At 64.8% G+C, this 20,971-nt stretch carries 23 protein-coding genes; 7 read left to right on the top strand and 16 right to left on the bottom strand.

What is annotated here, in order from left to right; all coding sequences use genetic code 11:
* Positions 1-10 precede the first annotated feature (10 nt).
* The 7 genes from RF641_RS03750 to RF641_RS03780 form a co-directional block, all read right to left on the bottom strand.
* Complete coding sequence (locus tag RF641_RS03750; RefSeq protein WP_047118538.1) at positions 11-1,048, bottom strand: ABC transporter ATP-binding protein; 1,038 nt, start codon at positions 1,046-1,048, stop codon at positions 11-13.
* Positions 1,041-2,045: an ABC transporter ATP-binding protein gene (locus tag RF641_RS03755; protein ID WP_047118537.1), complete on the bottom strand. Its 1,005-nt coding sequence runs from the start codon at positions 2,043-2,045 to the stop codon at positions 1,041-1,043. The genes RF641_RS03750 and RF641_RS03755 overlap by 8 nt, the downstream gene beginning before the upstream one ends.
* A complete protein-coding gene (locus RF641_RS03760; RefSeq protein ID WP_052772282.1) occupies positions 2,045-2,950 on the bottom strand; it encodes an ABC transporter permease in 906 nt (301 codons plus the stop codon). The genes RF641_RS03755 and RF641_RS03760 overlap by 1 nt, the downstream gene beginning before the upstream one ends.
* Positions 2,947-3,870, bottom strand: a complete 924-nt coding sequence (locus tag RF641_RS03765; protein WP_047118535.1) for an ABC transporter permease — start codon at positions 3,868-3,870, stop codon at positions 2,947-2,949. The genes RF641_RS03760 and RF641_RS03765 overlap by 4 nt, the downstream gene beginning before the upstream one ends.
* An 85-nt stretch (positions 3,871-3,955) precedes the next feature.
* Positions 3,956-5,554 (bottom strand): peptide ABC transporter substrate-binding protein, encoded by a 1,599-nt coding sequence (locus RF641_RS03770; RefSeq protein ID WP_047118534.1) that lies wholly within the window; start codon positions 5,552-5,554, stop codon positions 3,956-3,958.
* A gap of 123 nt (positions 5,555-5,677) precedes the next feature.
* Positions 5,678-6,865, bottom strand: coding sequence for an ROK family protein (locus RF641_RS03775; protein WP_082123823.1), 1,188 nt, complete (start codon positions 6,863-6,865; stop codon positions 5,678-5,680).
* 101 nt (positions 6,866-6,966) lie between these two features.
* Positions 6,967-7,875, bottom strand: a complete 909-nt coding sequence (locus RF641_RS03780) for an aminoglycoside phosphotransferase family protein (protein WP_052772281.1) — start codon at positions 7,873-7,875, stop codon at positions 6,967-6,969.
* A 23-nt stretch (positions 7,876-7,898) separates the two neighbouring features.
* Here RF641_RS03780 and RF641_RS03785 point away from each other — a divergent pair, with 23 nt between their 5' ends.
* Positions 7,899-8,255, top strand: a complete 357-nt coding sequence (locus tag RF641_RS03785; protein ID WP_424572526.1) for a hypothetical protein — start codon at positions 7,899-7,901, stop codon at positions 8,253-8,255.
* A gap of 74 nt (positions 8,256-8,329) precedes the next feature.
* Here RF641_RS03785 and gatB read toward each other — a convergent pair whose 3' ends face one another.
* The 4 genes from gatB to RF641_RS03805 form a co-directional block, all read right to left on the bottom strand.
* Positions 8,330-9,838, bottom strand: coding sequence for an Asp-tRNA(Asn)/Glu-tRNA(Gln) amidotransferase subunit GatB (gene gatB, locus RF641_RS03790; RefSeq protein WP_047118531.1), 1,509 nt, complete (start codon positions 9,836-9,838; stop codon positions 8,330-8,332).
* 6 nt (positions 9,839-9,844) lie between these two features.
* Complete coding sequence (gatA, locus tag RF641_RS03795; protein ID WP_424572527.1) at positions 9,845-11,383, bottom strand: Asp-tRNA(Asn)/Glu-tRNA(Gln) amidotransferase subunit GatA; 1,539 nt, start codon at positions 11,381-11,383, stop codon at positions 9,845-9,847.
* A 5-nt stretch (positions 11,384-11,388) separates the two neighbouring features.
* A complete protein-coding gene (gene gatC / locus RF641_RS03800; protein ID WP_047118529.1) occupies positions 11,389-11,685 on the bottom strand; it encodes an Asp-tRNA(Asn)/Glu-tRNA(Gln) amidotransferase subunit GatC in 297 nt (98 codons plus the stop codon).
* Between the two features lie 85 nt (positions 11,686-11,770).
* Positions 11,771-12,298 (bottom strand): maltokinase N-terminal cap-like domain-containing protein, encoded by a 528-nt coding sequence (locus tag RF641_RS03805; protein ID WP_424572528.1) that lies wholly within the window; start codon positions 12,296-12,298, stop codon positions 11,771-11,773.
* A gap of 111 nt (positions 12,299-12,409) precedes the next feature.
* On the opposite strand from RF641_RS03805, the gene RF641_RS03810 reads away from it, so the two are divergent.
* Both RF641_RS03810 and RF641_RS03815 read left to right on the top strand, forming a co-directional pair.
* Entirely contained in the window at positions 12,410-13,009 is a 600-nt protein-coding gene (locus RF641_RS03810; protein ID WP_424572529.1) for a GNAT family N-acetyltransferase, read from the top strand.
* Between the two features lie 126 nt (positions 13,010-13,135).
* The gene (locus RF641_RS03815; RefSeq protein ID WP_424572530.1) at positions 13,136-13,435 is read left to right on the top strand and encodes a hypothetical protein; all 300 of its coding nucleotides are present in this window, start codon (positions 13,136-13,138) and stop codon (positions 13,433-13,435) included.
* A 30-nt stretch (positions 13,436-13,465) separates the two neighbouring features.
* Here the strand turns inward: RF641_RS03815 and RF641_RS03820 are convergent, their stop codons facing one another.
* The 3 genes from RF641_RS03820 to RF641_RS03830 are packed head-to-tail and all read right to left on the bottom strand — an operon-like array spanning position 13,466 to position 16,194.
* On the bottom strand, positions 13,466-13,690 hold the full coding sequence (locus RF641_RS03820) for a hypothetical protein (protein ID WP_424572531.1): 225 nt from the start codon (positions 13,688-13,690) through the stop codon (positions 13,466-13,468).
* Positions 13,691-13,696: 6 nt separating this feature from the next.
* Positions 13,697-15,613, bottom strand: a complete 1,917-nt coding sequence (locus RF641_RS03825; RefSeq protein WP_424572532.1) for a penicillin-binding transpeptidase domain-containing protein — start codon at positions 15,611-15,613, stop codon at positions 13,697-13,699.
* A gap of 47 nt (positions 15,614-15,660) precedes the next feature.
* Complete coding sequence (locus RF641_RS03830) at positions 15,661-16,194, bottom strand: GNAT family N-acetyltransferase (protein WP_424572533.1); 534 nt, start codon at positions 16,192-16,194, stop codon at positions 15,661-15,663.
* A gap of 38 nt (positions 16,195-16,232) precedes the next feature.
* On the opposite strand from RF641_RS03830, the gene RF641_RS03835 reads away from it, so the two are divergent.
* The 3 genes from RF641_RS03835 to RF641_RS03845 all read left to right on the top strand — a co-directional run bounded on the left by RF641_RS03835 (position 16,233) and on the right by RF641_RS03845 (position 18,923).
* Positions 16,233-17,543, top strand: a complete 1,311-nt coding sequence (locus RF641_RS03835; protein ID WP_424572534.1) for a glycoside hydrolase family 3 protein — start codon at positions 16,233-16,235, stop codon at positions 17,541-17,543.
* A gap of 114 nt (positions 17,544-17,657) precedes the next feature.
* Positions 17,658-18,464 (top strand): glucosamine-6-phosphate deaminase, encoded by an 807-nt coding sequence (locus RF641_RS03840; RefSeq protein WP_113606727.1) that lies wholly within the window; start codon positions 17,658-17,660, stop codon positions 18,462-18,464.
* A gap of 9 nt (positions 18,465-18,473) precedes the next feature.
* Positions 18,474-18,923, top strand: coding sequence for an SRPBCC family protein (locus RF641_RS03845; RefSeq protein WP_113606728.1), 450 nt, complete (start codon positions 18,474-18,476; stop codon positions 18,921-18,923).
* Here RF641_RS03845 and RF641_RS03850 read toward each other — a convergent pair whose 3' ends face one another.
* Complete coding sequence (locus RF641_RS03850; protein ID WP_424572535.1) at positions 18,924-19,385, bottom strand: hypothetical protein; 462 nt, start codon at positions 19,383-19,385, stop codon at positions 18,924-18,926.
* A gap of 189 nt (positions 19,386-19,574) precedes the next feature.
* Between RF641_RS03850 and RF641_RS03855 the strand changes: the two genes are divergently transcribed.
* On the top strand, positions 19,575-20,141 hold the full coding sequence (locus tag RF641_RS03855; RefSeq protein WP_424572536.1) for a hypothetical protein: 567 nt from the start codon (positions 19,575-19,577) through the stop codon (positions 20,139-20,141).
* A gap of 28 nt (positions 20,142-20,169) precedes the next feature.
* On the opposite strand, the gene RF641_RS03860 is transcribed toward RF641_RS03855, so the two are convergent.
* Positions 20,170-20,967 (bottom strand): inositol monophosphatase family protein, encoded by a 798-nt coding sequence (locus RF641_RS03860; RefSeq protein ID WP_047118519.1) that lies wholly within the window; start codon positions 20,965-20,967, stop codon positions 20,170-20,172.
* Between the last annotated feature and the right edge of the window lie 4 nt (positions 20,968-20,971).

The raw sequence follows: 20,971 nt of genomic DNA on the forward strand, positions 1-20,971 counted from the left end.
TGCGCTCTGACTAATTGTTGGTCGGGCCAATAGGCCCGGGGAAAAAGCACCGTGCCGCATGGCCCTCGCCCACCGGGTCGAGGCCCGGCTCGGCGGTGGCGCAGGATGGGCGGGCCACGGGGCAGCGGGTGTGGAAACGGCAGCCGCTGGGCGGATCGATCGGAGACGGCGGGTCGCCCTGCAGCATGATCAGCTGCCGGGACTTGCCTGGCTCCTGGCGAAGCTCCGGCGCGGCGGACAGCAGCGCCTGCGTGTAGGGGTGCGCGCTGCGGTCGTAGACCTGGTCGTAGGTGCCGGTTTCAATGACGCGTCCCAGGTACATGGCGGCCACCGTGTCGGAAATATGCCGCACGATCTGCAGGTCATGGGCGATGAACACGTAGCTCAACCCCAGTTCCTGCTGCAGCGAGGCCAGCAGGTTCACCACCTGCGCGCGCACCGAAACGTCCAGGGCGGAGACCGCCTCGTCGCAGATGAGCACCTTGGGATTCAGCGCGATGCCGCGGGCGATGCCGATGCGTTGCTGCTGCCCGCCGGAAAAGTTGTGCGGATAGCGTTCCAGATGGTCAGGATTCAGCCCCACCAGTTCCATCAGTTCGGCGATCTTGGCCCGCCTCCCGGACCGCGGCACGGCGTCGGGGTGGATTTCGAAGGGTTCCATGAGGATCTGCTCGATCGTCATGCGCGGATTGAGCGAGGCGTAGGGGTCCTGGAAGATCAGCTGGATGTTCCGGCGCATCTGCGCCCGTTCAGCTCCGTGCAGGGTGTTGATGTCCTGGCCTTCGAACAGGACCTGTCCCTCGGTGGGCTTCTCCAGTCCACTCAGCACGCGGGCCAGCGTGGACTTGCCGCAGCCGCTTTCCCCGATGATGCCAAGGGTTTCGCCCTGCCGGATTTCCAGGTCCACCCCGTCCAGGGCCTTGACGGTCTTGCGCGGGCCGAAGGGCATCGCCCGGGCCACCGGGTAGTGCATCTTGACGCCGCGAAGCTCCATGAGCGGGCCTTGGACTGAATCCTTCGGCTGTTGTTCAAGCTGGGTATTAAGCATGGACCAGCACCTCCTCGGATTTGAAGCACGCGGTGTCGCGCTGCAGCGCAACTGGCTGCAGGACGGGAATCGTGGCCGTGCATGCCTGGTCGGCCAGCGGACAGCGGGCGGCGAAGGAGCAGCCCTGCGGAAGGCGCAGCAGATCCGGCGGGCTGCCCGGGATGGCAGGCAGCTGCTGCCCCTTGAGCTCTTCGCTAGCGATGGACGCGGCCAGGCCCCGGGTGTAGGGGTGCGCCGGATGCGCCAGCACCTCGGCGGTCGGGCCACGCTCGATGATGCGTCCTGCATACATGACTGCCACCTCGTCGGTCACCTCGCGGACCACCGAAATGTCGTGGGTGATCAGGATCAGCCCCATGTTGTTTTCCGATTGCTGTTCCTTGAGCAGTTCAAGGATCTGTGCCTGGACCGTGACGTCCAGCGCGGTGGTCGGCTCGTCGGCGATCAGCAGTTCCGGATCCAGGGCCAAGGCCATGGCGATCACGATGCGCTGGCGCATGCCGCCGGAGAACTGGTGCGGATAGTCGTTCACGCGCTTGGCCGCGGCCGGGATGCGCACGCGGTCCATCATCTCGATGGCCGCCCGCTTGGCCGCCGCCCGGCTGTAGCCACGATGCACCCGGTACAGCTCGCCGATCTGGCGTCCCACCGGATGCACCGGGTTCAGCGCGCTGAGCGCATCCTGGAACACCATGGCCACGCTGGCGCCGTTCAGGCTGCGCCGGCGCTTGGCGCTGACCGCCAACAGGTCTTCCCCGTTGAGCAGGATCTGCCCATGGGTCACCCGCGCCGGAGGAGTATCCAGCAGGCCCATGATGGTTCGGGCGGTCACCGACTTGCCGGAACCCGACTCGCCCAGGATTCCCAGCGAGCGCCCGCGCTGCAGCGAGAGGTTGACCCCGTTGATCGCGGTCGCCACCCCCTGGCGGGTTGCGAATTCCACCCGGAGGTCCTTGATCTCCAGCAATGACGGTGCTGCTTCATGCGGCTTGTTCATCACTTGCCCTTCGGGTCGAATTCATCGCGCATGGCCTCGCCGAAGAGGACGAAACCGAGCACGGTAATGGTCAGGAAGATCGCCGGGAACATCAGCAGGTGCGGCGCCGCATCGATATACTCACGGGCTGCCGCCAGCTGCAGGCCCCAGGAGACCGCCGGCGGGGTCAGGCCGATGCCGATGAAGGTCAGACCGGCCTCGGCGGAAATCATGCCGCCCACACCAAGGGTCTGCAACACCAGCAGCGGGGTGATCGCGTTGGGCACAATGTGCTTGCGCAGGATACGGCCGTTGCCGGCGCCGAGCAGGCGGGCGGCCTGCACGTATTCGCGGTTGCGCACCTCCAGCACGGAAGAGCGCATGAAGCGCACGCCGCCGGGCCAGCTGAACAGGGCAAGCGCGAAAATCACGGTCCAGACATTGCGTTCGCCGAACAGCTGCAGCACCACGATGGCGGCGAGGATGAAGGGCAGGCCGAAGGCCATGTCGCAGATGCGGGAAATCACCGCATCCACCCAGCCGCCGAAGTAGCCGGCCAGGGCGCCAACGAGGGCGGCGATGCCGAAGGCGATGGCCGAGACCACGATGCCCACCAGGATCGAGGCGCGGGCGCCGTAGATGACGTTGGTGTAGTAGTCGCAGCCCTGGATGTCTATGCCGAACAGGTGCTCGGCACTGGGTGGCTGGTTGGACTTGAGGATGTCGCAGTTCTCGGTTGGACCCGGACCGAATCCGGTGAACAGCTGAGGGAACGCGGCCATCACGATCATCAGCAGCACGATGGCGCCCGAAATGACGAAGCGCGGTTTCAGCCACCAGCGTCGGTGGGCGCCGCGCACCTTGTCCGGGGCGCGGTCCACTGCCTTGGCGCCGTCGAGGGGATTAACCGTTGTTGTCGTGCTCATATTCTCACCCGTGGGTCGATCAAGCCGTAGGTCAGGTCAACCAGCAGGTTGAAGACCAGGTACACCAGCACCAGCAGGGTGGCGATGCCGACCACGATGGTGCCTTCCTTGTTGTTGATGGAACTGACCATCAGTCCCCCGATGCCCGGGATGTTGAAGATCGCCTCGATGATCACCGCGCCGCCGAGCATTCCGGCCAGGCTCAAGCCCAGGTAGGTGACCACCGGGATCATCGCGTTGCGCAGGGCATGGCCCCAGATGATGCGCTTGGGCGAAAGGCCCTTGGCCTTGGCGGTGCGCAGGTATTCGGCCCGCAGCACGTCCACCAGCGAGGTGCGCGTGAGCCGGGCCAGGCCGGCGGCCGCTTCCAGGGCCATGACCAGCGCCGGCAGGATGAAGGCCATGGGCCAGCCCGCGCGGATGCCGGCCGGATCCACCCAGCCAAGGTGCACCCCGAAGTAGGTCTGCGCGCCCAGGGCGATCACGAACCCGGGAACACCCATGAACAGCACCGTGAATACCAAAGCGAAATGGTCTCCTGCCTGGCCGCGGCGCAGTCCGCCGTAGACTCCGATGATCAGGCCGACGAACAGCTTGAGCACCCAGGCGGTCATGGCCAAGGCGAAGGTCGCGGGGAGGCGTTCGAGGATCAGGTCGAGCACCGGACGGCCGAAGAAGTCGATGCCGAAGTCTCCGCGGAAGACGCCCAGGATGTAGTTTCCGTACTGGATGATGAACGGGTCATCCAGGTGGTAGGCCTGGCGGATCTGCGCCACCGTGGCCTCCGGCAGCGGGCGCTCGCCGGTCAGCGCGGAAATCGGATCGCCGGGCATCAAGAATGTCAGTGCGTAGATGATGAAGGTGGCGCCCAGCAGCACCGGGATCATCTGCAGGATGCGCCGTACGGTATAACCCAGCATTGGGTACCCCTTTTGTCTGTGTGTTTCCGGCAAGCCGGGCGCCGGAAAATCATTTCCGGCGCCCGGCTTCCTGTCACGGTTCGTGCTAGCAGCCGTAGCCGGCGCGGTAGTACTGTAGGTCGCCCTGGACGTCGTTGAGCACGGCGCACTTGGACTGCAGTCCGTAGTCGGTAGGGATGAACAGCGGGATGGCCGGCAGGTCCTTGATGATGATCGCTTCGGCCTGTTTGAACAGCTCGGCCGACTTGGCGTCGTCCATTTCGGCGCGGGCTGCCTGGAGCAGCTTGTCGACCTTCGGGTTGGAGTAGGCGGTGGCGAGGTTTCCGTCGCCGCCGGTTTCATACTGGCTCAGGTACTGGTCCGAAGACTTGTAGGACCAGCCCCACAAACCGAAGGCGGCGCCTTCGAGCTTCTGGCTGTTGCGGCGCTCCGAGAGCTCGGTGCCGAGCATCGGCTTCATCTGCACGCTGATGCCCAGGTTGTCCTGGATCTGTTTGGCGATGGCCTGGACCAGCTGCTGGTCCGAAGCGGAGTTGCTTTCGATGACCAGGGTGCCGTCGAATCCGCCGTCATCGGCCAGGATCTTCTTGGCCTTCTCAGGATCGAAGGTGCAGGCGTCGCAGGAGCCTTCAACGTAGGAGTCCAGCGCCGGAGGCACCAGCGAATCCGATGGCTGGGCATGGCCCTTGAGCAGCGAGGTCGCGATGGCCTCCCGGTCGATGGACATCGACACGGCGTCGCGCAGCGCCTTCGAGGACAGCTCGTCGACATAGGCCGGGATCTGCAGGGTCTGTTGCTTGGAGCCGATCTTGACCTCGAACAGCGATTCCTCGCCCAGCTGGCTCTTGGCCTTGTCGACCATGGTGGCAGGCACGTTGCGGATCATGTCCAGGTTGCCGGCGGTCATGTCGGTGTAGGCGGGGTCGATCGAGGTGTAGATTTTTCCGACCAGCTGCTGCGCGCCGCCGGAGAAGCCGGCAGCGCCCTTGAATCCGTCCCACTTCTCCATGACGACCTGCTGGTTGTGGTCCCAGGAAACGAACTTGTACGGGCCGTTGGAAACCGGCGCCTCATCGTAGGCTGCCTCGTCGTCGAAGGCGCTTTCAGGCATCGGGCAGGTCGGGTTGGTGCTCAGGATTGCCGGGAAATCACGGTTCGGGGCCTTGAGGGTCACTGTCAGGTGGGTGTCGTCCACGACCTTCACGCCGGACAGTTCGGTGGCCTTCGCCGTGGAGCCGTCCAGCGGGTTCAGCTCGTCATAGCCCGCGAAGGAGACGAAGGTTCCGTTGCCCTGCCAGGCGTTAGCGCCGGTGGCGGTGGCGTTCCAGGCGTCGGCGAAGGAGTTCGCGGTGACCGGCGTTCCGTCATGGAAGGTCCACCCGTCCTGCAGTTCGATGTCCCAGACCTTGGCGTCATCGCTGGACACGGACTTGGCGGCCAGCGGTTCGAGCTCCTGGCTCTCGACATTGACTTCCATCAGGTTGGCGCACAGCGCCATGCCGATCTGGCTTCCCGGATCCTTCTGCGGAACGATGCTCTTCGGCTCGCTGGTCATGAACGACAAGGTCGCGATGTCCGAGCCGTTGCCAGACGCGGCCTGGCTGCCGGAGCCCGAGCAGGCGGTCGCGGCGAGCATCAGCGATGCGGCGCCGGCGACAAGCGCCAATTTCCTGGATTGCTTCATCCTGTTTCCTCCTACATGCGGCATTCCAGGCCTGTTCGCCGAGGTGTTGCTGCCGTCACATTTATTTATTTTATGAAATAAAGTAAACATGACAGGGGTGTGATGTCAAGAACAGGAAAAAAATTACTTAGCGCTAACCAGCTGCTGCAGGTTCTCGATGAACGCCAAAGGACTGCTCAACACCTCGTTGACCATAATGCTCGCGGCAAAAATCGACAGCGAAAGCTCGTGGTCGCTGGAGTACACCACACGCTGCCCGGCAACTCCTTGCTGCACGGACTTCTCGGTAACAGTCCGCTGCACGTGCGCCAGGGTTTCCGGCCGCTCGGCAGGCGTTCCCGCGATCACCAGCAGCCCCGGGTCCAGCAGGTCGAACAGCAGGGCGGCGGCCGTGGCGACATAGCCGTCGCGCTGTGCCACGAGCTGCCGAATCTGGGCATCCCCGGCATCATAAAGCCGGTCGATGTCTCCGTAGTTAATGACGTCGGTGCGATTGAGATCATGGGCACGGCGCACGGTCGCTTCATCGGTGGCCATGACCTGCAGGCAGCCTCGCCGGCCGCAGGCGCAGGGATAGCCAGCTGCGTCAACCTGGATGTGGGCGATGTTTCCCGCATGCTGGGAACGCCCGGCCCGGATCTGGCCGTCGCTGACCAGTACGGCCCCGAGGTCGGAGGTAATCACCATCAGCAGGAAGTCGGATTCCTTGGCGCCTTGCCCGTAGAACAACTCGGACTGGGCTGCGGCGCGGGCGTTGTTATCCAGGACCAGCGGTTGGGGAAGGGCTTCGAGCATCCGCTGCGCAGGAACCTGCGACCATCCGGCTCCGGCGTTCTCGACGATCAGCCCTTGCTCCCGATCTACGATGCCTCCGGTAGCCACCCCGGTGCCCAAGACCGGCCGTCCGTCGGCATGGTCCGCGACCAGTGTCTCTGCCTGGGCGATCACCAGTTCAAAGGCCTCTGCTGCGGTCATCCCCGAGTGCGGGACGAGCACGGAGGCTTTGGCAACTCCGTCCAGCCCGGTCAGCACGATACCCGTGACTCGCGGGCCGAGGTGGATCCCCATAACCAGGTTCGAGTCGGTGTCAACGCTCAGCGGAACCCTCGGACGGCCCTGCCCCGCGGCGACCGGGGCAGATTCGCTGATCAGCCGATGTTCCAGAAGGCTGGCGGCAATGCTGGTCACCGAGGCGGCGCTGATGCCGATGGCATTCGCGATGTCCTTGCGCGAGCGCCCGGGCTCCGCGAAGATTTCCTGGAGCACCGACGCGAAATTCCTGGCACGAGCCGGATCTGACCTGCGGGTCATGGCAAGGGCACCTTTCTCTCTGACCTCGCACTCTGGCAAAGGAAGACTCTCATCATTCTGTCATCTGCGATGCTTTCTTTCGCAATGCGCCGGGCGACTAGTTAGTGTCGAAGCAGCCCCCGCAGAGTTTCCAGGCCGATTCTTCCCAGCGGGTCATCGGGTCCCAGCGGTGAGGTGAGCATGGCGTAGCGCAGGGCCCAAGCCCGGGACCGCAGCCACGTGTCACTGCCTTTGAGGACCCCGTACTCGGCCAGCGCGCTGTCGCGGCTATCCGCGCTGAAGTGCAGCCACAGCATGCCCAGATCCGACGAGGGATCGCCCGCGCACAGATCGCCGAAGTCCACCAGCGCAGCTAGTTCGAAACCGTCCGGCCCGTTCTGGACGATGGTGTTGTGCGGGTGCGGATCACCGTGGAGCCAGTGTGCCGGTCCGTTGTATTCGGCGGCCTTCAGCCCGGCTTCCCAGATGGACTGGGCTGCTGGCCGTTGCGCGGTGGGCAGCAGCTCAATGCGTCCGCGGGTTGCATCGTCCAGCTCCCGCAACGGCCTTCCGCGGAAGGCGCTGCGCGGCGCCTCTGGCGGGGCCACTGCGTGCAGGGAGCGCAGGTATCCCGTAAATTGCCGCGCATAGTGGTCACGTTGGACACGGGAAATGCCGGCTGCACTCACTCCGGGAACATAACGGCAGATGGAGAAGCTCCAGGGATATTCCGCGGTCGGCATCCCGGAAAACAGCGGCGCACTCAGATCCAGTCCGCTGTCGGCCGCGGCCCGGTCCAACCATAGCCGTTCGCGCTCGGCCAGCTGCGCGGCCAAGGCCCGGCGGGGCACGCGCACCAGCAGCCGCTCCCCCAGCCGATAGACCTCATTGTCCCATCCCGTGGCCAGGTAGGAGATGGGAAGCCGCACCCACTGCTTCGGCGCCTGGCTAGCGACCAGCCGCTCCACGAGGGCCAGATCGATGGACGTTTCAGCCTCGGGAAAACCCGAAAGTGGTTGGGCGGTGGTCATCCAGCAATCCTAATGCAGACCTGGTGATGACCCGATCCGCTGGGGCCAAATGGTCGGAGCGGACGGGCTTACCGGGTGATTTGCAGCAGCTTGATCGGGATGACGCAGGAAGTACGGTCAAGATCATCCGTGGTTTTCAGCCGATTGTTCGTCCCAGTGTCATCGCACCCGACCACGTCGGCGGGAATTGCGATGACTTCCAAGGTGCCCGGAGGCAATTGCTGCGGGACAGCGAACCCACCGATACGTTGACCTACCGGTATTCGTTCATCTTCGATTCGGCCACGGGACATTTGAACGCTTTCGAAGAAGTCGCGGTCAATGTCGACGGATTCGTCCAGGGCGGAACGCTCAACAGCATTACTGTCGCGCCCCTCTGATCCGATTCAACAAACGAGGCTCCCATTTCCGTCAGCGACGGAAACGGGAGCCTCAGTTGTTTGAGCAGCGAACCTTAGAGGCCCAGCTTCTCCATTACGATCTCGCGGACGCGACCGGCGTCGGCCTGGCCGCGGGTGGCCTTCATGACCGGGCCCATCAGCGCACCGATGGCCTGCATCTTGCCGCCCTTGATCTTCTCGACCACGTCAGGCATGGCCGCGATGGCGTCATCCACGGCCTTGCCCAGCGCGTCGTCGTCGTTCACGACTGCCAGCGAGCGCTTCTCGACGATCTCCGCCGGGGAGCCCTCCCCTGCCAGCACGAATTCCAGGACCTGGCGGGCGATCTTGTCATTGATCTTCTTCGCTTCGATCAGCGAGTTCAGCTCAACGATGGTCTGCGGCGTGACACCCAGATCCGCGATCTCCTTCTCGGCGGCCTTGGCCAGACGGGCGATCTCGCCCATCCACCACTTGCGGGCCACGGCGGCGGAGGTACCGGCGGCGATGGTCGCCTCAATCTCGTCCAGCACGCCGGCGTTCACGACGTCGCGGAACTCCTTGTCCGCGTAGCCCCACTCGGCCTTCAGCCGCTTGCGGCGGTCTGCCGGGGGCTCCGGCAGGCGGGAGCGCAGCTCCTCGACCCATTCGGCGGTGGTGACGATCGGCACCAGGTCCGGCTCCGGGAAGTAGCGGTAGTCATCCGCATCCGACTTCGGACGGCCCGAGGTGGTGGAGCGGGTGTCCTCATGCCAGTGGCGGGTTTCCTGGACGATCTTGTTCCCGGAATCCAGCACTGCCGCGTGGCGCTCGATCTCGAAACGCACGGCGTGCTCCACCGCGCGCAGCGAGTTCACGTTCTTGGTCTCGGTTCGGGTGCCGAACTTCTCGGCGTCCTTCGGCATCAGCGAAACGTTGGCATCGCAGCGCACGTTGCCGCGTTCCATCTTCGCGTCCGAGACACCCAGGTTCTTCACGATCTCGCGGATCGCTGCCACGTAGGCGCGGGCCAGCTCCGGGGCGCGCTTGCCGGCGCCCACGATCGGCTTGGTCACGATCTCCACCAGCGGCACGCCGGCGCGGTTGTAGTCGACCAGCGAGTAGTCGGCGCCCTGGATGCGGCCTGCGGCGCCGCCCATGTGGGTCAGCTTGCCGGCGTCCTCCTCCATGTGGGCGCGCTCGATCTCCACGCGGAAGACCTCGCCGTCCTCCAGCTCGATGTCCAGCCAGCCGTCATGGGCGATCGGGTCATCGTACTGGGAGGTCTGGAAGTTCTTCGGGGTGTCCGGGTAGAAATAGTTCTTTCGGGCGAAACCGCACTTTTCGGCGATCTGGCAGTTCAGCGCCAGGCCGATCAGGATGGAGTACTCCACGGCGGTCTTGTTGACCACCGGCAGCACGCCTGGCAGGCCCAGGTCCACCGGGGTGACGTTGGTGTTCGGGGCGTCGCCGAAGGCGTTCGGGGCGTCGGAGAACATCTTGGTTTTGGTGTTCAGCTCCACGTGGACTTCGAAGCCCAGCACCGGATCATAGCGATCCAGGGCCTCGTCGAAATCGACTAGTTCATCGGTGTAGTTGCTCATGATTCCCTAGGCCTCCTGCGCGATCGAAGCGGTGTCAATGGCTGGTGCCTGCGAGATGAGGGTGTGGCCCCACTGCTTTTCCAGCAGGGTCTCCAGTGCGGCACCGGCACGGTACAGGCGGGCATCCTCGTAGGCCGGAGCCAGGAACTGGATGCCCACCGGCAGGCCCTCGGACAGGCCGCCGGGCACGGTGATGCCCGGGACGCCGGCGAGGTTTGCCGGGATGGTGGCCACGTCGTTGAGGTACATGGCAACCGGGTCGTTGTCGTTCGCGCCGAGCTCGAAAGCCACGGTCGGAGCGGTCGGGGAGATCAGCACGTCGGCCTGCTCGAACGCGGCGTCGAAGTCGCGCTGGATCAGGGTGCGGACCTTCTGGGCCGAACCGTAGTAGGCGTCGTAGTAGCCGGCGCTCAGGGCGTAGGTGCCCAGGATGATGCGGCGCTTGACCTCGTCGCCGAAGCCGGCGGCGCGGGTGGCGCCCATGACGCGCTCAATGGTGAGCGGGCCCTCGGTCGGCAGCACACGCTGGCCGAAGCGCACGCCGTCGAACTTGGCGAGGTTCGAGGAGACCTCGGAAGGCATGATCAGGTAGTAGGCGCCCAGCGCGTACTTGAAGTTCGGGCAGGAAACCTCAACGATTTCCGCGCCGGCGTTCTTGAGCAGCTCAAGGGACTCGTTGAAGCGCGCCTGCACGCCCTTCTGGTAGCCCTCGCCCTGCAATTCCTTGATGACGCCAACACGCACACCGGACAGGTCGCCGGCGGCGCCGGTCTGCGCGGCGGCCACCAGGCCTTCGAGGTCCTGCGGCAGCGAGGTGGAGTCCTTCGGGTCGTGCCCGCCGATCAGTTCCTGCAGCAGCGCCGAGTCCAGCACAGTGCGGGACACCGGGCCGATCTGGTCCAGCGAGGAGGCCATGGCGATGGCGCCGTAGCGCGAGACCGCGCCGTAGGTCGGCTTCACGCCCACGGTGCCGGTGACCGCGCCCGGCTGGCGGATGGAGCCGCCGGTGTCGGTGCCCAGGGCCAGCGGAGCTTCGAAGGCCGCCACGGCCGCTGCCGAGCCGCCGCCGGAGCCGCCCGGGATGCGGCCCAGGTCCCACGGGTTGCGGGTCACGCCGTAGGCCGAGTGCTCGGTGGAGGAACCCATCGCGAACTCGTCGAGGTTGGTCTTGCCCAGCATCGGGAGCTTCGCGGCGCGGATCTTCTCAATCACCGTCGCGTCGTATGGGCTCATCCAGCCCTCGAGCATCTTGGATGCGGCGGTGGTCGGCTGGCCCTTGGTGACGATCAGGTCCTTGATGGCGATCGGCACGCCGGCCAGCGGGTGCAGCGCTTCGGCTTCGGCGCCGCCGGCGGCGCGGATGGCGTCCACCTCTGCGGCCACGGCGAGCGCTTCCTCGGCGTTAACGTGCAGGAAGGCGTTCAGGGTGCCGTCGACCTCGGCGATGCGGTCCAGGTGCGCCTGGACGGCTTCCACGGAGGTGGTTTCGCCGGCGCGCAGCTTGGCTGCCAGTTCGGCGGCGGAGAGCTTAATCAGTTCGTTCACGTGGATTATTCACCATCCAAAATTGCCGGGACCTTGAAGCGATCCGAGTCCGAATCCGGCGCGTTGAGCAGCACGTCGTCAATGCTCAGCGTCTGGCCCACCACGTCCTCGCGCAGGACGTTGGTCAGCGGGATCGGGTGGCTGGTTGCTGGAATGTCGGAGGAGGCGACTTCGCTGACAGACGCGATGGCACCGACGATAGCGTCGAGTTCACCGGTCATCTTGTCCAGCTCTGCGTCGCTCATCTCGATGTGGGCCAACTGTGCCAGGTGCACAAGGTCCTCACGGCTGATGGCAGACATATATCTCCCTAGAATGGGCGGATGGGTTTCATAGACAAGTCTATCCCGTGCCGGACTGCCATCAGGCCGTAATGTGGCGCATCAGCTACGCTGTGCGCAATACCAAACCGGTCAGGTCCTGCCCCAGGGCGTTCTCCCAATATCCCACGACCCCGGACTGGGCTCCGGCCAAGCGCACCGGACGGCGGATGATCTGCAGCTTCTTTCCGGCGGCGTCCTTGGTCAGGGCGACCCGCGGTTCGTCCATGAAGGATTCGGTGTGGTGCTGCGGGACGGCCTTGCCGTCGGCGAACGCCTGCAGCTGCGCGGTGAAGACCGGGTCTCCTTCGGCGTCGTAGATGTAGCGGGTGCCGAGGATGCCATGCTCGCTGGTACCCAGTAGGTACTTCTGGGCCCCGGGCAACGGCGCGTCCCGGTAGGTCAGCGGTACGTGGTAGATGACGTCGCTCAGATCGGCGTTATCCGCAAAAAGACGGAACTCGATGCCGACCTCCCCGGCAGGGTCTTCCAGCCGGAACCCCCCGACGTGGATGAGCTGCGGCTTCTTCTTGCCGGTGAAGAAATCCTGGCGGACCAGCCAGTCTTCAACCAGCTCGTTTTTGCTCGGCTTCATCGTCGTGTTGTAGATGATTCCCATGCGCATCGACTTTCAGGTGGGTTGTTTTGGCACAAGCACTGCACCAAATGATTAGGAGCCAGGACGTTTATGCCTAGCATAGACTGCATGGAAACTAACTGCGAGTGGACCACCGGGCAGCAAGCCCAGGACTACGGGACAACGCTGCTGGAAGACGATGCAGTGGTACTGCGCGAGTCCGAACCGGAGGACTTCGAGGTGCTAGCACCGTGGTGGAACGATCCGCGGTGGGCCGTGTTGCAGCAAAGGGTCATCAAGCCCCGCCCATCCCAGCATCTGGCGGACATGTTTGCGTCCTGGTGCGTTAATCGGCCGGAGAGCGGCGAGGCAGGCTTCAGCATTTTCGAGACAGCCACCGGTGCCCTGGTGGGTCATGTGACGTTGTACGGCGGCACGCTCCCCCATCGCGCCGCCGACCTGTCCATCATGATCGGCCCGGAATACGTGGACAAGGGATTGGGAACCCGCGCGGTGAAACTCATGTGCGGTTATGGTTTCAAGGAATTGGGTCTGCACCGAGTCGCCCTGAAGGTCGCTGCGTTCAACTCGCGCGCCAAGCGCGCCTACGAGAAGTCGGGCTTCATTTTGGAAGGCCGGGAGCGTGGAGCGTACTTCCACGATGGGAAGTTCCACGACCAGCTGGTGTACGGCCTGCTGGCCGATGAGTATTTCTCCACTGGCGCCTGAGGAACCGGAACGGTGGCGCTGCAGTTCGACACACGGTACACGCCCGCTACGCAGTTCTACCACCGACCCAGCATAGGCTTGCAACATCTGGTCAACTCCGGTTTTACATCCCAAGGACATACGCACATGGCACTGAAATTCAAAGCTTCTGCAGGCATTCTCGCTACCGCGCTGGTGGCTCTGACGACGGTGGCAGTAGCGCCGGCCAACGCCGTGTTGCAGCAGGAGAACAACAAGCACAGCGTTGCCCAATGGCTGGGGCTGGAGCCAACCACGAGTTCTGACCCCGTTGGACACACTAGCGTGCCAAATGACTATCTCCGCGTTCTAATCGATACAGGCAAAATTGATGATTTCGATTCGGTGATCGTGCAGGATGTCGAAACCGGCGAGATCCTTAGCTATGCCCTGAACGACAGGAACTAGCTTTCATCCGGGTCCGAGCGAATTCCCACTTCATGGAAGCGAAACTTCGCTCGCGCGGCACGCCGTCACGGCCCGCCGCTTAGGCAGGATTCCTCCGAAGCCGCGCATTCTTGCCCTGCATGCACTTCGCATCATCGACTGCGTTGGTTCGCATTGCTCGGCTACGCAAAAACCCTCGGCTATGCCGAGGGTTTTTGACTTCTTGTTGGCCTGCGGTTGATCCCCAGCGTATCCGCGCTGGATGATTTCATCCATCCGGACCTATTCCTTGCTCGCGGCCTTGAGCATGTCCTTCACCAGCGGACCTGCGGTCTGCGCTCCGCCGTTGCCGTCCTCGACGAAGGCGGCAATAGCGATGTCGCCCTGGGCGGCAATGGCCCAGGCGTGGGCGTTGCGCTCGCTGTCGTATTCGGCGGTGCCGCTCTTGCCAATGATCTTCCCGGTGCCGGTGCCCTTCAGGTCCTTGAGCGTTCCGTGGTCGACGACGGCGGCCATCATCGTGGCCAGCTCGCTGGCTTCCTTCTCGGTGAGCTTGGACTTTGCGGCTTCGGGCGCCTTGGGTTCCGGTGAGATCACCAGCGTGGGTGACACGGTTTGTTTGGCCTGGACGGAGGCTGCGACAGTCGCCATGCCCAGCGGCGAGGCTTCCACCACACCCTGGCCGATCATGTTCGCCGCCTGCTCGGTTCCGGTGGAATCGGTGGGCACCGAACCGAGGACCGCGCCGGCTCCGGTGCCGTCCTCACCGGTCAGCCCCAGGGCCGCCGCGGCCTCGGCCAGCTTGGTTCCGCCGATCTTTTCGCCTTCGTCGACGAAGACCGTGTTGCAGGACTGGGCGATGGCCTCGGACAGCGGGATTTTGCCCAGTGCCGAGGCCGGGTAGCCGTCGAAGTTCTTGAAGGTCTTGCCGTCAATCACGGTGGTGGCCTTGCAGTCGAATTTGGTGCTGGCGCTCGCGCCGTCACGGAGCATTGCCAGGGCGCTGATGACCTTGAAGGATGAGCCCGGGGCATATTTCCCCTGCATTGAGGTGTTCAGTCCCGAGGACACCGGGCCGGAGGATGCGGCAAGCACCGCGCCGTCGGACGGCCGGATGACCACGATGGCCGAGTTGGATTCGGCCTCCTGCAGCAGATCGTCGGCTTCTTTCTGCAGGTCCTGGTCCAGCGTCAGCTGCACGTCCTTGCCGTCCACCGGGTTGCTGGAGAACAGCTCTGACTGGGCTTCCTGGGCCGCGTTGTAGCGTGAGATGGTTACCCCTGCGGTGCCCGAGAGGGTGTCGTTGTAGGTTGCCTGCAAGCCGGAGAGGCCTACCTGGTCCCCTGCATGGATCTTGCCCTCGGACTTCTCGACGATTTCCGCGGTGGCTTCGCCGACCGAGCCGAGCAGCGGCCGGGCGAAGGAGCGGGTAGGAGCGAGCGGGATCTGGTCGGCCTGCCCGACGGCTCCCGGGATTTTGGCGATCTGTTCGTCGGTGACCTCGCGGGTTGCGTCATCGCGCAGGACGATGGCCTGCACCCAGGCTTTCTCGCCGGCGGCCTTGACCTTGGCCACGAAGGCGTCTTCGTCGATGTCCACGAGCTTGGCCAGCGCCTTTGCCGAGGATGCCCATTCATCGCTGGTCGCCCGGGTCTTGTCGATGCCGACATTGATCACCGGACGCTCGGTGACAATGTTCTTGTCTTCACCGTCAGTGATGTTGCCGCGCTGGCCTGGCTCGAATCTGGCCGCCAGGAAGTCGCCTTCGGCCATGTCCGGCGCGAGGATCGAGGGGTCGAAGCGCAGCTGCCAGCTCTTGCCTTCGTCGTCGTATTGCCAGACAGCCTGGGTCTGGTAGCTCAGATCCGTCTCGGTCTCATCCACATCCCAGACGGTCTGGATGGTAGCGGTAGCGGTGGTGACCCCGTCCTGCTTCTGGTCATCCGTGGCCACCGAACTGACGGTGCTGGTGCGCTTGATGTCATCTAGTTTGCCGAATGCCGTGTCCAGCGTCGCCGCGGCCGCGGCCGCATCAGAGTTGCTGAACGCGACACCCGAGAAGTCGCCGGAATTCAGCGCGGCGGCCAGCGCGTCTGCCGACGGAGCCGGGTCTGCAGGGGCTGAACTGCAGGCGCTCAGGGTGCCTGCAACAAGGCTCGCAACTGACAGGGCAATGACTTTTCGGCGAAGTGCACTCATGGCGCCATTCTATGGCCCGGCCCTGAGAACCAACAATGACATGACCGTTAACCGAGATCCATGGTGTAAACGACCAGCAGGATCTCGGTATTGGGCACGTACCAGTCGCGCTGCGCGCAGTGCGCAAATCCCAGGGATTCGTAAAGGGCCCGGGCCGCGGTCCAGTTTCCTCCGGTGGTCAGCGAGACCGTCTGCACCCCCGGAAGCTGCCGTGCGCGCTCGATCGCGGCAAGCACCATGGCCTTCCCTGCACCCGAACGCTGCGCCGCGGGATCCACGCTGAGCATGCGGATCTCCAGTTCGCCTGCGCGGGCGATGTCGGCATATTCGCTGCCGAAGGGAACCAGGGTCATGGAGGCAATGACCGCGCCCTCGCGACGGGCCACGTAGACTTCCGCCTTGGCCGCGCGGTCCGCGACCCTGCGGACGAACTGCATGTACTCGTGCTGGGGGTCGTCGAAGTGCCCGGCCGCCAGGTAGGCGTCAACGGTGAGGTTGCCGACTCGCTCAAAGTCGGCTGGCGCGGCTGGTTCGATAACCAGTCCGTCGCAGGTCACGCGAAATTTATCAATCAAAGACATGGTTCGTTAATAGTGCCACCGTTCGACTACCGGATCCCATGGGGTCGCTGTGCATCTACGGCGGCAATATCCAGGACACCCAACAGCTCTCCGCCCTCATGACCCAGATCCGCCAGGCGTCCCCCAACGCCATTCTGGCACTGGATGAAGAGGGCGGAGACGTCACCCGGCTGCACTACCGCGACGGCTCCAATCAGCCGGGCAACGCGGTGCTGGGCCGACTCGACGACCCGCAGCTGACCCGCGCCAGCGCCCGGGCCATCGCCAGGGAGATGCGCGCCTACGGTTTCAACCTGAACCTGGCGCCCGACGCGGACGTGAACACCAACGCGCAGAATCCGGTCATCGGGGTGCGCTCCTTCGGGATCAGCCCGCGCAAGGTGGCAATGCACACGGCCGCGTTCACCGTGGGGCTGCAGGGGGAAATGGTCGCCGCGTGCGCCAAGCACTTCCCCGGCCACGGTGACACCTCCACGGACTCGCACCTGTCGCTGCCGGTGGTCGCGGTGGATCCCTTCACCCTGGCCGAACGCGAGCTGGCCCCGTTCACCGCGGCGATCCAGACCGGCATCGCCGCCATCATGACCAGCCACATCATGGTCCCGGCGCTGGACGCGGAGAACCCCGCCACCTTCTCCAGTGCCATCTTGGGCAAGTTGCTGCGCGATGAACTGGGGTTCACCGGCGTGATCGTCACCGACGCCTTGGACATGGCCGGCGCCAGCGCGGAAACCGGAATCCCCGTGGCCGCCGTGCGTGCGCTGCGCGCCGGGGCCGACCTGCTGTGCCTGGGCACCGACATGAAACGCGAAGACTACGAACAGGTTGTCAACGCCATCCTCCACGCGGTGCACGAAGGCGCCTTGGATCCCCAGCGCCTGCGCGATGCGGCGGCCCGCAACACCGCCTTGGCCACCCACTACCGGGTGCAGGACGAGGCCTGCGAACCATGCGAGCTGGTGACCGGCGATTGGTCCAAGGCCTTCGAAACCTCCTCCGAGGTCGAAGGCTGGATCGCGGATCCTGCCGAAGTGCAGCTGGTCCAGGTGGACACCGACAGCAACATGGCCGTGGGACACGTGCCGTGGGGCCTGTCGAGCGTCGCTCCGACCGAGGCCGCGGAGGACCTGCGTCCCGGCGCCAAGGTGCTGCTCGCGGCCCGCGCCCTGTCCGAGACCCATGCCGTGCATGAGCTCGCCGCCCAGCTGCGCCAGGACGGACACCGCGTACTGGTGGTCAACTTCGGTTGGCCGGCCCCGCGCGCCGACATCACCACCTACGGCGCCTCACCGGTGCTGGCGCGCACCGTGATCGAGATGTTGCAGATTCCCGCGGCGCAAAAGTGCTAGCGACGCAGGAAACCTGCAAGAATAGTAATTTCACGGTCCTGCCCTTGCCCTGACTCCGGCTGGCCGCGGCGCCGCCCGGCGCACCCCGTTATTTGAAGATTGGATCCTCCTTCTATGCGCGTACTGATTGGTTCGAGCGCCGACCAGGTAGCTCGTATCGCCGCTGACAACGTCCTGGCCGGCCTGGCCGAGCACGGGAACGGCAAGCGGCAGGTGCTGGGCTTGGCTACCGGTTCATCCCCGTTGGGGCTGTACCGCGAACTGGGCAAAGCGGTCTCCGAATCACGCGCGGACTTCTCTGACACGCTCGGTTTCGCGCTGGACGAGTACATCGGCATCCCGGACACCCACGAGCAGTCCTACCGCCAGACCCTGGTCAACGAGGTTTGCCACGTCATCGGCCTGCGCCCGGAGAACCTCTGCGTGCCGCAGGGCACCGGCGACTCGGTAATCGCGGTCCAGGCAGCAGCGGATGCCTACGATGCCGCAATCAAGGCAGCCGGCGGCGTCCAGGTGCAGATCCTGGGCATCGGCGCCAATGGCCACCTGGGCTTCAACGAGCCAGGCAGCGCGCTGACCAGCCGCACCCGCATCAAGCGACTGGCATCCAAGACGCGCGAGGACAACGCCCGCTTCTTCGCAGGCATCGAGCACGTGCCGACCCACTGCGTCACCCAGGGCCTTGGCACCATCCTGGATGCCGGCCGCCTGGTTCTCGTGGCCACCGGCGCCGGCAAGGCCGACGCCATTGCCGCCGCGGTCGAAGGCCCGCTGTCCGCAGCATGCCCCGGCTCGGTGCTGCAGCTGCACCGCGACGCCGTTGTGGTGCTGGACGAGGCAGCTGCGTCCAAGCTGACCCAGCGCGAATACTACGACGATGCGGCAGCCGGAATTTCCGAAGAGAATCTGGTCGTCGTCTAGTCTGGCCTTATGGCCGTCTACTTCGAGTGCGTCTCCCGCACGTCCCAGAGCGTCCAGGCGCTGTGGGACAAATCCCTGAATATCGACGCTCACACGGAATCCATGAAGGATTCCGCAGAGCGGGCCGTCGCCGGTGTCACCACTGGAATGATCGGCCTCGGCGAGCAGGTGACTTGGCGGGCGACGCACTTTGGCGTTCCGATGCGCATGACCTCACGGATCACCGCGCTGGAGAAGCACACATCATTCACGGACGAGCAGCTGCGTGGCCCGTTCAAGCACTTCCGGCACGTCCACGAGTTCATCGACTGCGGCCATGAAACCGTGATGATCGACAAGATCAGCTTCGCCGCCCCGTGGGGCCCGCTGGGCTGGCTGGCGGAAAGACTCGTGCTGAGCTGGTACATGCCACGGCTGATCCGCAGCCGGAATAGTTTCCTTCTGGGAACCGTAGGCTGACTATTTCAAGACTTCAATGCGAGTATCCAGTTCATGGATCCATGCGGCACACGCGGCGTAGTCTTCGTCGCAGCCCGGAACGCCGACGTAGACCTTCACCACCAGCTGGCCGCTCGTGTTCCGCGGATCCACCGGCAGCATCGCTTGCATGGAGCCGTCCGCCGCCATCTGCGCCTGGCTCTGGCCCTCTTGCGGTACTGGGGCATCCGTCACCGAGAATTCAAGATAGATCAGCTGCCCATCGCGCAGGTCCAGGTCGCATCCAGCAGGATCCACCACCACTTCGAGGTCTTCCCCTGCAGCGCCCTTGCCGCCAACCAGATACGGCGTTTTCAGTTCGCAGGATTCATCTTGTCCTGTATCGGGTATGAGCATTGAGGCCACGATTCCAATTGCGGCAACTCCCACCAGCCCGGCCAGGATCAAGGCCGATCGTGTTACCCCACTGGCTATCTTGAGCATGCTGTCCCTCCCGCATCTCCTGCCACGCGTGGCCCGCCCGGTGGAGGCGGGATGCCTCCGCAAACTGCCGCGCCGGAGCGAAAACCCCGGTCCGCACTAGGCTTGGGAGCATACCAAAGATGACGACTTGCGAGGTACTACTTCATGCAGCTCACCGGGGATGCTCCCGCTGCCCAGAAAGTCCGACAGTTGGCACTCGTTTTTTCGCATGTGCTTTCACCGGCGGCCTTGGCGACCTTGCTGCTGCTCTCAACGCCGCTGCGCCGCGCGCAGGTGGGCTGGTCCGACGCGCTGGTCGCCGCCTTGTTCACCACGATCATCCCGTGGCTGGTGCTGCTGGCGGCGAAGCTGCGCGGCATGGTCACCGACATGCACGTGACGCAGCGGCGGCAGCGGCACCGGCTGTACGCGCTGGCTGCCGGGTCCATCCTCGGCGGCCTGCTGCTGCTCCAGGTCGTGAATGCCGGCGCAGCGATGTTCCGCGAAGTTCTGGCGATCTTGCTTGGCCTGCTTGTCGTGTCGGTGGTCAATTTGTGGTGGAAGGTCTCCGTGCACCTGTCGGTGGGAACCTATGTGGCATTGCAGGCCGCCGACGGCATGGGCGGGTACATGCCTGTGGTCGTCGCCGGCATCGCGGTGCTGTCCTGGGCGCGGATCCGCAGCGGAGAGCACACCGCCTCACAGGTGTGCGGCGGTGTGCTGGTCGGCGTGGCGATCCACTATGCGAGCAATCTGCTCGGCACGGTATTGAATTAGGCGGCTGGGACGTTCACGGCGCTTGCGCTCACTCGGGCATCGGCAGCTTGGAAGAGTCCACCAGTCCCGCGTACTGCCATCCCGGATAACCCACGGGCCGCCCGACCAGGGTTCCGGCTTCCTCGGCGATCAGCGCGCCGGCGGCCCAGTCGTATTCCCGGGTGCCGAATTCGGCGTAGGCATCCAGCGCGCCCTCGGCCACCAGGCACAAGTCCAGCGCCGCAGAGCCCAGCCGGCGCACGTTCACGTAGTCCCCGATAACCTCTTGCAGCACCGATGCCTGGAATTCCCGGCGTTCGGGGTCGTAGCCGAAACCGGTAGCGAGGATTCGGGCCTCGGTGTCGGCCGGTCCGTGCAGCTGGGTGATCTTGCCGGTGTGCAGGTCCTGCTTCCAGGCGCCCAGCCCGCGTCCGGCGAAGTACTCGACGTGCAGCGCCGGGGCCACAATGGCAGCGGCCACCCAGCGCTCGATCCCGTCCTCGGTCTTCTCGCAGGCCGCCACCGATGAGCAGTAGTAGGCGATATTGCGCACGAAGTTCGTGGTGCCGTCCAGCGGATCGATGCTCCAGCGCAGACCGCTGGGATTGGCCGGCCGGTCGCTGGGGTATTCCTCCCCGGTCAGCTCGTCATTCGGCCGGGTGGTCACGATGGTCGCCCGGATGGCTTCTTCCGCGGCGCGGTCGAAGTCGGTGACCCAGTCCCCCGCTGCGGACTTCTCATTGGTGTTGAACTTCGACTCGTCACGGCGGGCAAGGACCTCGGCGCCGGCTGCTGCCGCCCTGCGCGCCAGCAGCACCAGCGGATCGTGGGAAATGGCTCGATCCATGGCC

Origin of the sequence: Arthrobacter sp. 'calajunan', from assembly GCF_046940185.1 — a bacterium.
GTDB lineage: Bacteria > Actinomycetota > Actinomycetes > Actinomycetales > Micrococcaceae > Glutamicibacter > Glutamicibacter soli.

Excerpts from the sequence above, each read along its gene's own strand:
- RF641_RS03830 (WP_424572533.1), bottom strand. The coding sequence starts at position 16,194 with ATGTCTTTGATTGATAAATTTCGCGTGACCTGCGACGGACTGGTTATC.
- RF641_RS03810 (WP_424572529.1), top strand. The coding sequence starts at position 12,410 with ATGGAAACTAACTGCGAGTGGACCACCGGGCAGCAAGCCCAGGACTAC.
- RF641_RS03750 (WP_047118538.1), bottom strand. The coding sequence starts at position 1,048 with ATGCTTAATACCCAGCTTGAACAACAGCCGAAGGATTCAGTCCAAGGC.
- RF641_RS03820 (WP_424572531.1), bottom strand. The coding sequence starts at position 13,690 with ATGGATGAAATCATCCAGCGCGGATACGCTGGGGATCAACCGCAGGCC.
- RF641_RS03765 (WP_047118535.1), bottom strand. The coding sequence starts at position 3,870 with ATGCTGGGTTATACCGTACGGCGCATCCTGCAGATGATCCCGGTGCTG.
- RF641_RS03760 (WP_052772282.1), bottom strand. The coding sequence starts at position 2,950 with ATGAGCACGACAACAACGGTTAATCCCCTCGACGGCGCCAAGGCAGTG.
- RF641_RS03825 (WP_424572532.1), bottom strand. The coding sequence starts at position 15,613 with ATGAGTGCACTTCGCCGAAAAGTCATTGCCCTGTCAGTTGCGAGCCTT.
- RF641_RS03835 (WP_424572534.1), top strand. The coding sequence starts at position 16,233 with ATGGGGTCGCTGTGCATCTACGGCGGCAATATCCAGGACACCCAACAG.
- RF641_RS03755 (WP_047118537.1), bottom strand. The coding sequence starts at position 2,045 with ATGAACAAGCCGCATGAAGCAGCACCGTCATTGCTGGAGATCAAGGAC.
- RF641_RS03770 (WP_047118534.1), bottom strand. The coding sequence starts at position 5,554 with ATGAAGCAATCCAGGAAATTGGCGCTTGTCGCCGGCGCCGCATCGCTG.
- gatB (WP_047118531.1), bottom strand. The coding sequence starts at position 9,838 with ATGAGCAACTACACCGATGAACTAGTCGATTTCGACGAGGCCCTGGAT.
- RF641_RS03845 (WP_113606728.1), top strand. The coding sequence starts at position 18,474 with ATGGCCGTCTACTTCGAGTGCGTCTCCCGCACGTCCCAGAGCGTCCAG.
- RF641_RS03850 (WP_424572535.1), bottom strand. The coding sequence starts at position 19,385 with ATGCTCAAGATAGCCAGTGGGGTAACACGATCGGCCTTGATCCTGGCC.
- RF641_RS03860 (WP_047118519.1), bottom strand. The coding sequence starts at position 20,967 with ATGGATCGAGCCATTTCCCACGATCCGCTGGTGCTGCTGGCGCGCAGG.
- RF641_RS03775 (WP_082123823.1), bottom strand. The coding sequence starts at position 6,865 with ATGACCCGCAGGTCAGATCCGGCTCGTGCCAGGAATTTCGCGTCGGTG.
- RF641_RS03780 (WP_052772281.1), bottom strand. The coding sequence starts at position 7,875 with ATGACCACCGCCCAACCACTTTCGGGTTTTCCCGAGGCTGAAACGTCC.
- RF641_RS03805 (WP_424572528.1), bottom strand. The coding sequence starts at position 12,298 with ATGAAGCCGAGCAAAAACGAGCTGGTTGAAGACTGGCTGGTCCGCCAG.
- RF641_RS03840 (WP_113606727.1), top strand. The coding sequence starts at position 17,658 with ATGCGCGTACTGATTGGTTCGAGCGCCGACCAGGTAGCTCGTATCGCC.
- RF641_RS03815 (WP_424572530.1), top strand. The coding sequence starts at position 13,136 with ATGGCACTGAAATTCAAAGCTTCTGCAGGCATTCTCGCTACCGCGCTG.
- gatC (WP_047118529.1), bottom strand. The coding sequence starts at position 11,685 with ATGTCTGCCATCAGCCGTGAGGACCTTGTGCACCTGGCACAGTTGGCC.